The organism is Flavobacterium frigoritolerans (genome assembly GCF_025847275.1).
Lineage (GTDB): Bacteria > Bacteroidota > Bacteroidia > Flavobacteriales > Flavobacteriaceae > Flavobacterium > Flavobacterium frigoritolerans.
Genome location: NZ_JAOZEV010000008.1, coordinates 37,020 through 53,376 on the forward strand (window position 1 = coordinate 37,020; position 16,357 = coordinate 53,376).

Annotated in this window: 3 protein-coding genes; all 3 read right to left on the reverse strand. The window is 32.8% G+C overall.

From position 1 onward, the window contains the following. A complete protein-coding gene (locus OIU80_RS11715; RefSeq protein WP_264287188.1) occupies positions 1-10,803 on the reverse strand; it encodes a thrombospondin type 3 repeat-containing protein in 10,803 nt (3,600 codons plus the stop codon). Between the two features lie 146 nt (positions 10,804-10,949). Continuing rightward, entirely contained in the window at positions 10,950-11,558 is a 609-nt protein-coding gene (locus OIU80_RS11720) for a hypothetical protein (RefSeq protein ID WP_264287189.1), read from the reverse strand. 90 nt (positions 11,559-11,648) lie between these two features. Next, positions 11,649-16,304, reverse strand: a complete 4,656-nt coding sequence (locus tag OIU80_RS11725) for a hypothetical protein (protein WP_264287190.1) — start codon at positions 16,302-16,304, stop codon at positions 11,649-11,651. Positions 16,305-16,357 lie beyond the last annotated feature (53 nt).

A 16,357-nucleotide genomic window follows, 5' to 3' on the forward strand; every position in this document is an offset into this window, starting at 1 on the left:
TTATTTATTTATATTTAAAAAAATTGCGTGAATAGTAGCACTGTTATTTTGATATTCTATAATAACAGCGTTTTTTGGTTCTTCTTTAGAATGTTTAGAATCATCAAAAAGCTGTATATAATCTTTATAACCTCCTTTTATCAACTTATTTGCTGATGCATCATTGATGTATATTACTTGAAAGTTTTTAGTGTAGTTCTGATTATATTTATTTATGAAATCCTTAGTTTTTGATAATCCTCCTGTTTTTGCTTTATTAAAATCTTTGTAAAGAGAATGATTAAAATCTTGATTACTATTTTCAAATTGTTCCTGAGAAAAACTACCTACAGGAGATAAAGCTAGAGCATCAAGGTATTTAGGGTTATCTTGTTTAACTGCCGATGACGTTAAATTAAAAAGTGCTCCGAATAGAGGCATTGTCTCAAATAGCTTTCCAACATTTTTATAGTAAGCAGCACTTCCTTTACTTGATAAGTTTTCTATTTGATTTAAACCTTTAGTTGTAATTACTTTACCTGTTGAATTATTTTTAAAACCAAAGTTTTTTCCCATTGTAACTTCTTCAATTTGCTTACCGTCAATTAAGTTAACTGTCTTGCTTTTTGATAATACTGAAGTTTGATATATTTTACCATTACTACCAACCATAAACCCGTCTGCCATTTCTTTTAGTGCTAATGAATATGATTTATTTATTAATAAACTTCCAAATTTTTCACTTGAATCATACAGCATTTGTTTCATAACATCAAGCCCGTCAATTGTCATAATGATTGGTGAACCTTGATTTGCATTTTTGGTTATAACTATTAATTTTTCTCCTCCTTCTAGTTCTACGGCATCAATTACTCTATTCTCACTAAAAGCATAACTACTATTCCACGGATACTCATGAGATAACGGGTCAACAGCAAAGAATCTACCAATCCTCGGGTCATGCATACGATATTTGAAGTTAATCGAATTACCTTCACCTTTAATCTCATCGTCCTTTTCCTGTCCTTGAAATGAATAGCGATATTCGTTGGTATTTCCATGTCTAGTTGGGACTTGCATACCAAAAGGAAAATAATCAGAATAACTAAGAACGTCTGGATAGAGCGTATTTTTATCTATTAATTTTCTATCACTTACCACCGAAAGTACGTTTCCTAAATGGTTTGATAGCTCATATTGCTTATCTCCCACAAAACGATAGGCTATAATTGGCGTACCTGGAACAGTTGCAGTTCCTTTGCCTTGAGCGAGTCCTTCGCAGGCATCGCCTATGCCATTTTTATTAGCATCTTCCTGTCCAGGATTGGCAATCGTAGGACAATTGTCGCATACATCACCTATACCATCTCCATCGGTATCAATTTGGTCAAAGTTAGGAAAATTTATACAATTATCGCAAGCATCTCCTCTTCCGTCTTTGTCTGTATCGAGTTGGTCTGGGTTATAGATTAAGCAGTTATCACAAACGTTTCCTACTCCGTCTTTATCATCATCTTCTTGCAATGGGTTAAATACAAATGGGCAATTGTCATTTATATCCAATATACCATCGCCATCGCTATCATCGGCTCTTGTACCACAGTAACTTTCAGAAAAAAACGTCTTGCTTAACGTCATTTTTTGTCCTGTTGTAGAACTGGCTGTTGTTCCTCTTCCTTCATCAAAACCAAAATAATTGGTCTGGATGTCTTCTAATTCCTGTCCATTATCTACTGTATATCCAAAATCGCATAGTTCGGTTTTTAGCCCGTTATAAATACTTCTCTCACCTGGATGATGGGTAATGGCTGTGGCTCCTAATGAGTTTTTTGGTAATACTATATAAAGATTTTCATTACCCGTTCGCATAGCATTCTCTTTTTTCCTATTGTATATGTTACTTGCAGTGGCTTTGGTAGCATACACGTTTCCGTTTATTGTGATGGTTACATCATACTCATCTGAGTTTGCGCTTTGTTTGATTAAAGTTGTTAAATCCCATTCGTCTTCTGGTATAGCTGTAGCAGTAATTTTGTAATTAGTGACCGATTTAGAGCTATAATAACGAAGACGCCCATTGCCTGACTTGTTTCTATAATTTTCATGATTTCTCTTGTATTTTATCAACGAAACTTCCGGAACATATCCAGCAGCAGTTTTCGTAACTGATAGTAAAACCGAACTTAGGTAAGAATACGAATTGTCTTTGGGCCATGATTCTCCTTCTTTACTTGTACCATGTAAAGCCGCTATTAAATTGGTTCCTTTATTATCTGAGTCTATTTTTAAATGTGCTGCCAGGGTTATCGATTCCGTTTTTGGCAATGCGTTTTTAAATAGATTAATAGTACTTTCTGATCTTTCATCCCAGGTGGCTCTAGCTTCTGGGGTGTTCATATTTAATCCTGATTGTTCTGTAACTACTCTAGGATCAATTAAAACTGTAGGTTCTGTACCAGCCAGTAGCCTGCTTCTAGCCGATTTAAGATTTTTAGGCATTATATCGGCTGTGATTTCTTTTCTTCCTCTCTCGACTCCTAAACGGCTACTGCCATAAATATCCTGTTCTACCAAATAATATTTAAGTATTTCTCCTTGTTTTACCATTTCATAGGTACTCAACACATTACCTTGTACATCGCGCTGGTAATAGGTGGTAGTAACATTGGCTCCATTGGTAACTGTTTTGGCTGTTCGATTGCCTAGTCCATCATATTCAAAACTTATGATTGTACCGTTGCCTTTGGTAACCGATTTTACTTTTCCATCTACACGCCAATCTATTTTTAAATCTTCTTGTTTATCGGCAATTAATTGTCCTATGTCATCGTATTTGTAATTATCGGCACTTTGATTATCAATGTCAAGCGAACTATCATTAGGATTTTTGGTATCATTAGTAAATACACCATTAGGAACAGCATCATTTACATGCCTTAATTTGTTTGTACCTGCTGTATAATCATAAGTAAGCTGATCCATAAGCGTAATTGCTCCTGTAGCTGCTGGTGCCCAACGATTCAGTTTGTCTAGGTTTCCGTTGCGATCATAACTGTAATTAGAGCGATAGCCACTTGTAGGCATATTGGTTCCTAAATATTGGTTATACGAAATAGATTGAGAGGTCATTTCTTTAATCCTGTTCAATTGATCGTATTGGTAATAATTAAATTGTGTTGCAATAGGTTTCTGTTGATTATCTAACAATGAGGTTACCATTTCTTTGATATTACCATTGTATAGGTTTAAATCCTGTTCTAATTTTGCCCCTTTGCTAAAGCTAAAAATAGCATTGTCTCGCATATTAAATCGCGATTGGTAATCGCCTTTGTAATAATTTAAGGCAAAACCAAAGGCATCCTGAGCTACATTTAATCCGTCTTTACCGGCATCGTATTGTGAACCTATTCTTTCGGAATTGACTCCTTTTAGCCAGCCTTGCAGGGTATAGATATAATCTAATCCTTGTACTTTTTTATCTCCAAGTTCTACACGTGCTAATGGACCGTGGTCGTAATACAAATAATTGGCTTCTTTTTCCCAAATAACATTATCGGTACTGGTATATACTTGCTTAATCCTATTATCGGCATCGTATTCATAGCGGTGTATAAATTGGTCTTTGGTACTCTCTGGCTGGTAGGTTACTTTGTTTACATTCCCACTAATTAAATCGTAGTTATAAACTACTTTCTTGCGATCTTGTTTGAGTTTGGTTAATTCTGTATTATTATTGATATGGTAAATCAACTCTTTTACATTTCCATGTACATCATAATCGTAAGCTATTGCGTTGTTGTATTTATCGTATGCTTTTACCTCGGTTAATTCTGTTTTTAACTGATCGTAATACAGTACTGCTGTTACTCGCTTATGGTTATTATTAACTTCATAAGCAGTAAACCAATCTTTGGTATCTGCCATTGGAACATCATATACCGTTTTTGTTACCTGATCAAATAGTACTCCTTGATTATAAGGATACTTATCTGCAATAGCATCTACTGGTACTAGGGCATTGTTATTTGTAAAAACAAGTCTTCCGTTGTCATTAATTGTTAATGCTCCCTTAGTTTTTGCTTCAAATTGTCCTGCTTCAGTAATTCGTCCCAAGCCATCATAACGAGTATAACTAAAGAGTGGTTTAATTATTCTTTGATTTTCATTTTGAGAGGCTACAATTCTTCCTAATGCATCGTATGCAAATCGGGTTACTCCTCCGTCGGGTGTTTTTTGCCATACCAATTGGTTTAGCGAGTTGTAACGGTATTGGGTTTGCATACTATGATTTGGAGCTACCGCAACACCATTTACCAGTGCCGTATCGTCTTTTTCGGGTGTAGTTTCTCTTACCGTTTTTATAGTTTCATTTGCTGTTGGAGCTAATCTTTTTACTCCTTCTGGCGGAACGGTCTGGATTAAATTCCCTGCCTGATCATAATAATACAAGGTATATTGATACTCTTTATCCATAGCTGTCTGAGTTAAGGTTTCGGTTAATCCTTCTAGAGATGCTTTTAGATAACGTTGTTTAAATGCTGCTTTTTTATTGGCATAAAAAGCCTGTTCAATTTCTTGTTTGTTGGCTGCTTTTACTGTATTTGCGTATATTTCGCAAGGTGTTCTGGTTTCGGTTACAGGAACTTCCATGCTAAATGCTGGTCCCATAATTGCTGGGGCACAAACCCTATAATCTGTAACATATTGATTTGCATATTGCAACCAGCTAGCCAATTCCTCGGTTTTATTTGTTTTTTGTCCTGCAACATAATTCCTATACTTATCAAGAACTTCTGGTGTACGTGGATTTCCATATCTTAATTTGGTAGCACCAAACTCTGCGATTGTTATAAAAAGCGGGTTTTGTACTGTTGTTATTTGCAGTTTAGTTAAATAGGCTATATAATCAGTGCTGATATACCCAAAATTGGCCTCACAGAAATAGTTGCCATCAACTGCTAGATTTGTTGGAATTTCATAATCTGGTACTATCGCCTTTACGCTTATTTTAAAAGCATTCCATTTATCGCCACATACTATTGGAGCAACCGCAGCAGGTACACAAATATCATTGCAATTTGATATTGCCTCTCGTAAGAAAACAGATCTGATGTTTGATTTTGAAATAAGTTGGGTGGTTTGAAATGGGTCAAAATCTTTTGTAATCACTCCATTTTCATCCATAATCATCTCATATGAAATATCATGAGTAATAGTCCTGCTTTTTAATAATTTTGGTCTACTTAATGGTTGTTCTCCATTAAAAAAACGACATATCTCAGCGCTTTCTCCATACCAAAACCCATTTATTCTATCATACCAAACCATAACAGCCATTATAGCATTTTGCAGAATATTGATGTTACCCTGCGTATCGGTATACTTAATTTCTACCCAATTAGAATTTCTAACGGGACCTTTTCCTATTATATCTATTGAATTAATAGAATCTAAATCTTTTAGATTCATATTGCTTATTTGTATACTTCCAATATAATAATTATCATCTGGTCCAAAATATGGGGAATTATTAAATTGAATAGTTACACCACCACTTGTCATTCTCATAGCATATTCGTCGAATATAACTGGAGCTGAAAAATGTCTAATACCACCATTTACTATGTTACTATATAGTTCTTTAACTTTAGATTTCTCTAAAAAAGTTGTTATAACTGGATTACTAGACGTTTTTGCATACTTAAAATAAGGATCGGAACCTTTATTTATTCCAATTGATATTTTATTTCCAGTTTCATCAATTTCATGATTTTCAGGAAGTAAAAGATGATTTATCATATCTTTTAAACCACTTTCGAATATAAGCTCGTCATTAGCATATTCTGAACAAGCAACAACTTTTGATGGTTCGGTTGGTTCTTTTATATCACAAAGATCTCCAACGCCATCTCCGTTATGATCCCACTCGCTACAGTCGTCACAACAGCTAAAATAAAGTGGTTTATTGGTATTTCCAGAAGTGACCATTCCTGTTATTTGTCGATTAGAAAAATTTCTTCTAACAGTTATTCTCAATTTATTATAACGATTCTCCTGTAAATCGCCTATAAAAATAGTATTAATACGTTCATTTCCTAATGTATAACCCAATAAATCTATTACTATTCGATTCTTATCATTAACGGTAATGGCAACACCTTCGGCATTATTTTTCCATTTTACAACATCACCTTGCTTAATACCAAAATAGGTATGCAAATAGCTTCCTGCAAAAACAGGATCGGCAGTTATATTCAACTCATTGTTTCTAATTGTTCCACTGGCCTGCAAATGAAATACTAGGTCTCTAAAAGCGGTATTGAATTTTTCTTTTTTATCACATGGAACTTCTGCCAAACTTGTACAGCCTTTAATAGCGGCCTTGGTAGTTCCTATGACGATAACTTCTTCGGGAGTTATACAATTATTCGTACCGTCTTTTCTTTTTATGGTTGCCAAAATCTGAAATTGATATACTTTATCGTTCTCATTGTATCCTGGCAAGGCATAAATATTTTTAAAAGCAATAATATCTTCCCATCGTGCAGCTACCTTTGTACCACATGCATTTGTATACTCCTTATTTACAAAACTCAACTGTATAGGAGTTCCAATAGTATTGTTTCTATAAGTAAAGTCTATGTCCAGATTGCCCTGAGCATCCTTGGTACCCTTTATCTCTGGTGTTTCGCTTGCTGTTTCTAAATTAAACTCTGGATTTATTTGGGCATCAAACAGTTCTTTGGTTAAAAATGGCATGCTCGTAGTTTTTAAACCATTAACCAATAATCCTTGACTTTGAATGGTTGGATTTACTAATCCGTTGAGGAAATTCTCCATGTCATTTGCTCTTGGACATTTTCCTGTTTCAAGGTACATTCCTTTTTCTGCAGTTTTTTTCGCTTCGGCTAGAATTTCTACATCACTAAGTGCTGCATCATAGCTGTAATCGGCTGGAATGAATCTTTTTTCTTTGTTTTTATATAATGTAACTGTTCCATCCGAACACGCCAATTCAACACCTGTACTAGCGGGAACCGTAGTAGGTATTATTGGTGTTTGAGGAATGGTATTTATTAATTTGGTAAGATTTTCAAAATTATTTGGTTTGGCTACTGTGTATTTTTTAAATATCGAAACAAATGTATCTGAGCTTTCAGAATTACCTATACAATCGTTATAATTATTATTTTTACTTGCGTAAATATGTGCAAAAACAGTACGTGTTTTTTGTTTAAATGCAGTATAATTTGTTCTAAAATTAATCCATATTTTTTGTTTCATGTTTACATCACTCATGCTATTGATGTCACTTAACAACCTGCTGTTTGATTTGTCTATGAATTCTTCATAAGCAGCCTCCGGCATGATTCCATTAGAATAAACAGCAAAATAATAAGCTGCTTTTAACATGTTTAACCTCTTGCCATTTTTTAATTGCAAACCATCAAAATTTTCATTTAAGGCTTCTTTTATTAAGTCTTTACGAAGTCTATAATCACTTTCAGATTCAATATTACTGTTGCTATTTTTAGAATTATAAAATGGATCACTATCACTACCCTGAGCATCTACATTAATCAAATTTGCGATTATTCCACTTGATGTAAAGATGGTATTATCAATAACTTTCTGGGTTTCTGAATCATAAAAATTTGTATTAGTTAATTTTTCATCAAACCCATCGGTATTGATCCCATCTCCGTTTAATTTATTACACAATGCACTGTTATATATGTAATACTGATATTCAGGATGATAGGCTACTAGTGCATTTGCCCAGCTTGGTTTCCATAACGGAATAAAATCGGCAACATAACTTAAGTACTTTGGCTCTACCAAAAATTCATCTGGATTATCACTATCAGTATCTCTACTTACAATAGCATTTTCTATTAAACTTGGCTTGTAAATTCCTTCTCCTACAAGTACTACTCTTATTGTTGATGGTGTTCCATCTTCTTCTTTATAAGATCCTCCAAAAGGGTTTCTCCAGTTGTTATGAGGTACTTTTATTTCTTCGGGTTTATTTGTTTCTGGATTGGTCTCAGTAATTGTGGTATAACCTCCATATAATAATTGATTGTTATCATTAAATAGGCTTAGTGGATCTGCTATATTGGCTGCTAACTGGTTTTCGTTATCATCTTCTTCATCTTCATCCTGAATTTCTATTCCTTGTACCGAACCATATTGCCCATGCGGGCTTACATCTCCTAATAACATATCCAGATTAAGATTACATACATTGATAGGTTGTAGGCATAATTCTCGACATCCCGCTAGTAATTCTCTAAATTCATATTTAAAACCAGCTCCTTTATTTGACTCCAGGTTGTCGTCTGTAGGCTCTAAGTTGTACGCTTTAAGATTCTTAATAACGTATTGTTTTTCGGCAGCAATGATATCAGATTCTCTGGTGGCTATATTACCTAAAGCGGCTGGATTTGTTGAAAGTTTTAGCTTAAATGCTTCACATTCTGCCTCAGTAAGATTATCGCATATCAAGGATTCTTCACAACTTTTACAAGTTACATTACAATCTTCTACTCTTATATCTGCTTCTAAAGCTGCTAAATCGGGTAAACATGTTTGGCTCTTTTTTAATTCGGTGATATAATCTTCAGCATATTGGTTTAATACTTCTTGATCTACACGTAGATCTTTGCTTAAAGGATAGGTTCCTGTTTTTAAAAACTCACCTTGATATAGTGCTTTATATTCATTTTTTACACTTAGAGATTTAGTATTAAAAGAGTTGCTATTAAATATTCCGATTTTTGAAGATAATGAATCTCTTCCTGTAAGTAATTCATCGGCACAATCATTTTTCATACCTATTGACCAGTTGTAAACAAATGGATATTGTTTCCCGTTTAAACAATCATCTGTATAAGATCCTACTGGTTTGTTTAAGGTATATTCAAATTTTATTCCGCCTTCTTTTACTACTGAAATAGGAGTGTTTAATCGTACGCCATCTTCAGAAATACCATTGTTACCAGATGCATATTTATCATTATTTGATAATAAATTGATCGTTGTCATTAAATGTTGAGTCGAATCTGTTTCATCGTTTAGTGACAAAAGATTTCCTTTGTTATCTCCTGCAAGTGCTGTTGCAATTGTTCTTCCTTGTGGATCAAGGTAACTTACACTTGTCTGCCCGTTTGGATCTATGACGATGTTCTTTTTATAAAGTGAAAAATCTCCTACTTTATACCCAAATAATCTATTTAGTTCTTCTTGCTTGGGTTGTCCATAAAAATAGTGCATTTCATGGCCTTTACCTATTTGATGATCAGCACCTACGCCTCCTTTTCTCTTGATTCGACCTGTATTATCCGGAGTATATTCTATTTGAGAAAAAGGAAAGCCTTTGGCATTAGGCACCAAATCTTGGTAATTACCTAACTGCAAATTATTTTCAGAATAATATTTACTTGATCCTCCAACTTTTGACATGCTCGAAATCGGTTCTGGCTCACAATCCAAAACGCTCGGATTGTCCCAATCAAAATCATTATGGGTGTAAATTGTATTTTCTGAGTTTGTATTTACTTTATTATAAAAACGAATTCCCGAAGCTTCAATAGGTGTTGGCAATACCTCAATAGCTGCTCTTCCTTGATTGTCATAAATTACCTCGCCTACTATCGCTTTGTTGTTTGAATTTATTTTAGTAACCGTTTGCCTGTTACGCAAGCTTCCATCAAAATAACTTACTACTTCTTTTTTCTTTCCGTCTTCGGCAAATGAGGATTGATATTGCCAGTTTTTCTGTCCCGATTCATGTGCCTGATCTATCTCAATTATATGGGTATGGGGCCAATCGTTCACATTCTTAAATGAATCCGTTAGCCCTGAGGACCATGTTCCGTAAAAATTCTTTGTTGTATCATCAAGAAATCTCCCCACTGGTCGTACTCTGTAAACCAGATAACCATTAGAATATACTAGAGGAATTCTATAAATAGTGTCTTTTGTTTCAATTCTCGTACTGTTTAGCTTAAAGTCTTGCTCAGTCAACGGAATTTCACTTGTAGCTAATTTACCTCCTACTTTGTTGTAATTATCAATCCAAGTCCATTCAAGTTCATATTCTACTGCTGGTGCATTTTTATCTTTAGTCCAGTTAATAACTAGTTCTTCGGCTCCATCACTAACTTTAGAAACTTCTCTCTCATCTGTTCCATCGTATTTTACAAGTTTATAGGTTAACGGAAACACTGATGTAAATTGTGTAGCACTCAACTGCATATTATAATACCGTTCTGTATTAAACTTTAGCTCCAAATAAGCCGTAGAATTAGGTACAGTTATTTCTGCATTACTAGAATTATAATATTTTATAGATTCTACCTTTACATCGGCTTTATGAATTCCTGGTAATTGATATACTGCATAATCGTCTAAGCGAACTCCTTTGGTTACATTGTCATGTTTTATCTTTAAGGTCACCAAAAAAGGATTTGGATAGTCTTTTTGCTCCTTTTTATTGTCTTTATACCTAGCAATTATTTTCCCCAAAGTATCATAAGGCGTGATTCTTAGTGTGATTTCGCTATAATAAATAGTGTTGTACGCTGTTAAATCAGACAAATTATCATTAAACCCAAAATGAATTGATACCACTGGATTAACTGAGGTAAAAATATTTTGCTTATTTAAATCGTCAAATTTAGGATCAACGATATGCAATGGTGGTTGCCCATTTAATTGAGCTCCGAGTTTTTTATCTCCCAAAAATTCTTCTTGTTGACCAAATGCAACCAATGAAAATAAGGTAAATACAAATGCTGTTAAATAGTTCTGGATATGCATAATTGTGTTTTGTTTATTAGAAACCTGATTGAACAGGATTAAAACTCTTCTTTATTAAGTTAATAGCTGTAACATTTTTAAAACCTTACAAGAGGTTCCAAAACTCTGCTCAGTAACGATAACTGAAACTCAGTACTGAGTACTGTTTAATCAATAATCTCATACTTTTTTAAGCGCTCGGATAAAATGATTTGTTTTTTACCCGAAATTGTAAAATAGGTACTGCTATTAAAAATCGAAGCTTTTACTGGATTTCTATTGTAATTCATATTGGTAACTTCTAATCTTGGATAATGAGAATCTGGGCTTCGATAATCTTTAGAAAAATTGACTGCAGTGTTGTAATAAAATATTTGTTTCTGCAAAAAATAATTCTTTGTAATCTGTACCACAATTTTTGAGTAAGGAAGACTCGAATACGATTTTGCAACCATAGTTATTTCCCAATAAGTTTTATAATCAAGAAACTTTTCAATGGTACACAAATCAAATAATGGTTTCATATCAAAATCTCCTAAATAATTGTCCATCGGATTTAAAATCTGAATCGCTTTTTCTGAATGATTAATTTTAAGGTATGCTTTTTTTAAATTAAGAATTTCACTATCGCCAATTTTCATATACACTTCATTGAATTCATTTTTATAAAAAATACCGTTATAACTTTCCTCTATTTTTTTTGAATCAAAATCTTTATATAATGCATAACTTGATTTGTACTGCAAGGGTTTGGGAATACTATATTGTTTTCCCAACTTTTGAAAAACCTCACTTACGCTTTGACTATAAGCCAAAGCGCAACTGAATAAGACCCATACGTATATTATTTTTTTATAAAACATGGCTTACAATTTTGTATTTATTACGCTGCCAGAGCGTGTTTCCTGAATTGTTTTAATCCCTTTTTCGGTTTCTTTCTTAACACGAACTAAACCTCCTTCATTATCATACTCATAAAAAGTACTGTAATTGTTTTCGTCTAACTCCGACATTAGCTTGAATGTTTCAGGATCGTAAACAAATGATTTTACACTGCCTTGTAGCGGATGAATCCTAATATCATCAAAATATACTGGAATACTAGGGCTATTATTCTCTAACTGAATACCTATTGTTATGGTCTCTACTGGGACCTTAAATTTTTGTACAACACGCTGCCAGCCATCAATAATGTTCCCAGAAGCTTTTACCGATAAGGAGTCTATTTTATGTGTTGGTATATCCAAAGCTTCTTTTCTATTATAAAAAATAATTTTTATTGCAGGATTTTCGTAGGTTTTAACCTGAGTAGATAACTCTTCTTTTACCCAGGCACTCAACATATATTCTTTGCCAGGTTCTGGCTTAAATGAAAGACAATCATCACAAAAATCTTTTATAGAAGCTGTACCGCAAACTATTTTACTATCGGCAAGTTTATCCGAGAAGTACGTTTCATCAGACGACAATAAATTAAAATTATCATGTCCATAATAAGTTCCAGTTCCAAATTCATTTATGTCAGATTTTGGAAATTCGGTTGCAGGAAAATCTAACAGGTACTTTAAAGATTTGGTAAGATGATTTGTTACTGTATTTACAAGATTGTTTTGACTATTATTAGGGTCTGCTGTAGGTGATAAAAATTTATTGGTATAGAAAGTCTCATCTACATAAATCCCATTTTCAATTCCTACAATGTATAAGTGCGGTAATTTAGGGTCACTACCATACGCATTATTGAATTTTTTCATGGTTATTTTTAATGAATCAACATTAGCTGTCTGACAGCCATCGGTTATCATTATAACCATATTTGGTTTCATAGAATACCCCAAGGCTCCCTCTAAACCACTTCTCCAATAATCGGATGAAGCACTAATTCCTGTTTTGCCATTTCTTTTACCAAACGAATCTATCCAGACATTAAACTGTCTTAAGCTTGCTGGCGTATTAGTTAATTTAGTGGGGAGTATAAAATCAGTTCTTGTATTTTCATCACTATCTGACATTCCTGTTAACGAAACATAGATATTAGATCCAATACTATCGTTTGTTAAGGCCTGTTGTTTTATAAATAATTTTAGTTGTTTCTTAATTTTATTGGCTTCTTTTGAATCAATTGATCCTGATTCATCGACTACTAGTGCTATATGCGACACACATGATAATTCATTTGGACAAAAATCGATATTTTGAACATATCCATTTGAGTTAGTAGTACCATCACTGTAATTAATCGCAACTGTATTTTTTGCCAAAGCTGCTGTGTATTTCCTTAAGTCAATGTCTGTAATAGTCCCCGAAAGAGATTTAGGCAATTGCACATCATTTCCTATAGCTGTTTTCGAAAATGAAAAGCTTATGGCAGTGCTAGTATTACTAAAGTTATAAATCTTTACACTAGAAGCTGTCGTATAGGGTGATAGAGCAGCTATTTCTTTCTTTGCATAAGTATTTGCATCGGTCCCATTTGGAGTACTTACTAATTTAGTAATTAATGAAATAAATAAACGCTGTATTTCTGGTGCATGTATATTGCTTTTAGTACAAGAAACAAATGGCAAACAATTCTCTATGTTAATTGTTTTTGAGAATAATGTTTCACAATTTACCGCCCCTTCTGCCATTAATTTTATTTCATATTCTCCTGCCAGTTCCGGCGTAAAAGTATATAAACCAGTCGTGTTTGTCTCTGTATGTACAATAACACCTAAAGCATTTGTACTCGTCCAAGTATAATTGAGATTAGTAGATATTGTCTCAAATACAAAACTAATTGGCTCTTTGGCGCAATCCTTTTTCTCTACTGTTTTTTCAGGACAAAAATCAACATATTGAATTGACATACCAGTATCACATCCTATTTTATTATATAGTTCTGTACCTAAGCCCCTTGTATTGATCATTCTTGTATTCATAGCCTGACAGCTTATCAAGAGTTCATTATATCCTATATATTGACTTATATCAAAATCAAAATAATAATTCAAGCCATAGCTATTAACATAATAAATATCATACTCTCTATCTTGAGAAAAAGAAAATTGCAAACTAGTTATTTCGCCACTGTCATTTCTAGTTGAGACAAAATTATATATTTTATCTGCTACACTGCTCATCAGATATTCTTTAAGAGCGATCAGTTCAGAAGGATTGCTTCCATTAATTTGTGCATCAGTATCCCCTCGGGCTACTTTAACAGCAAGGCTCTTTAATAAATTTATAACTGCCCCTTTAACAATTTCTGATTTTTCATTAGCTATTGTACAAGAATTGCAAATTACCATTCGAGCATAACGGGTCACTTCTGTAGTGCAACCATTTTCATCTGTTAAATATAATTTGATACTGTTTTCTCCCAATGAATTATGCGATACTGTAAATTCAGACTCATTACTAGTGCTTATCAAAACTAAGTTTTTATCATATAAATGCCATTTATATGATAAAACTTTTTCCGGATAGTGTTTGTAATATGTATACGTTATTTTATCTCCTACGCAAATGTTTTCATAATTAGATGGTTTTATATATCCTGAGTGATTGCCCATCTCAGAACATGCATCATAATTTTTAAATTCTTTTATAAATGAAGTTTTACATCCATTTATATCCGTTACAATTAGTTCAATTTTACAGTTATTATATTTTATTAAAGTCGTAAAAATTTGCTCTTTTTTATGGTCAAGTAAGTAGTTATCTAACGTGTATATTTTCCAATCATATTTTAAATTAGTTGCAGTTGTTTTAAAAATAAAATTTGAAATTTTGTTTACATATATTTTTTCGTTATTAGTTGTGCTAATTTCCCCTTTAATTTCAGGGCAATTGGCACTATTTAAGTAAATTTTATTCCTTGATAAGAAAAAATAAGGGTTCATAGGATTGCTAGACAAACAGTAATATTCTCCTTTGTCATTAGCTGAATTAAATGAATTAATAGTATAAACTCTGTTTGTAGCTCCAAAAATTTTTTTCTCATCTTTATACCATTGAAATGTATCATTAGGAAGATATCGATTATCTGAATACATTTCTAAATTAACAACCTCCCCTTCAGACTTGCTATAAGTAAGCATCGTGTCTGTTGCAGACTGTGGATAATACGAATAATTATAACCTATAGTTGAATAATAGTAATCGTAAGTATCCACAAAATCAATAAAGCGAAAATTATTTCCTGTAATACTAAATTTTTCACCATAAGTATCATTTGTAAATGTTAAACGTGGTATTAGTCCGGTCAATTTATTATAACTAAGGCTTATTATATCAATATTTTGAAAATCTTGAAAAGCAACAGGGATTTCTCCTGTAATTTTATTAAAAGGCAGCGAAAGGACATTTAAATTTATTAAATTACTAAAACTGGAGAGATTAGTTTTGATTTGATTGTTACCAAACCATATACTTTCTAATGAATTTAGAGAACTTAATACCGATATATCATCAATATCATTATCATGCATTGCAAAAAATTTTAATTTGGTTAAATTCTGAAAATTTTGAGGCAAAGGGCCACTAAATTTATTGTTGCCTAAATCTAAATGTTCTAAATCAGTTAAGTTTCCGAGAATTTCTAAGTTTTCTGACAAACCTGCACTATTACAAATTAAGCTCTTTAATTTTTTTAGATTTAAAAAACTATTGGGCAGAGTACCATTATTTGTAAAATTATTATTCGTTAAATTTAAATATTCTAAAGCTGGAAGATTTATTCCTATACTTGATATAGCTCCACTTAAATTATTATTGGAAATCTGTAAGTATTTTAGTTTTGACAAATTCGAGAAATTGTCAGGAATCTGACCTTTAATTTTATTACTATAAGCTGAAAAACTTTCTAGATTAATAAGGTTTCCAATTGGTTCAAGATTACCATCAAATAAACTGTAACTTATATCTATAGAATTTAATGATGTTAATTTTCCAAGGTTTTCTAAACTTCCATATAATTTATTTCCGCCAATTCTTATTGCAGTTAGATAATTTTTTAATGCGCTTATATCAGGTATTTGTCCTTTTAAATTATTAGCTCTCAGATTTAAGAGGGTCACATGGTTATTTACAACTGTTACACCATACCAGGATTCTACGGGTTTGCTTGTATTCCAATTGTTACTATGATACCAAGCCCCATCCTCCTGAGTTGCGTTATAAAATGCAATTAAGGCGTTTCTTTCTTCTACAGGAACATCTAAAAGTATCCTCTTATTCTCAGATTTTTCAGTAGAATCTTTTGCATCATTTTTATCTTCATTAGGAAAATATTTCAATGCTTGTTCTTGGCGAATATTCTCTAACTGAGTCGCTTTTATTACTAATGAACTTTTATATAATTTTATTGCCTCTTCCGTTTGGGCAGGAGTTAATATTCTCTCCTTCAAAGAGAATATTATTTTTGTAGCATCAAAATCCATTTCTCTATCGTTCAATTCCTGAGCAAAAGAAACGGATGAAAATAACAGCATACAAAAAGTGATACTCCACTGTTTTTTTATTCTAAAAATGGTTGTCATATTAAATTATATATTTATATGCAAATAGACATAGGGGATTTATATCACCCTAT

Coding starts and splice junctions, on each gene's coding strand:
- OIU80_RS11725 (WP_264287190.1), bottom strand. CDS start 16,304: ATGACAACCATTTTTAGAATAAAAAAACAGTGGAGTATCACTTTTTGT.
- OIU80_RS11715 (WP_264287188.1), bottom strand. CDS start 10,803: ATGCATATCCAGAACTATTTAACAGCATTTGTATTTACCTTATTTTCA.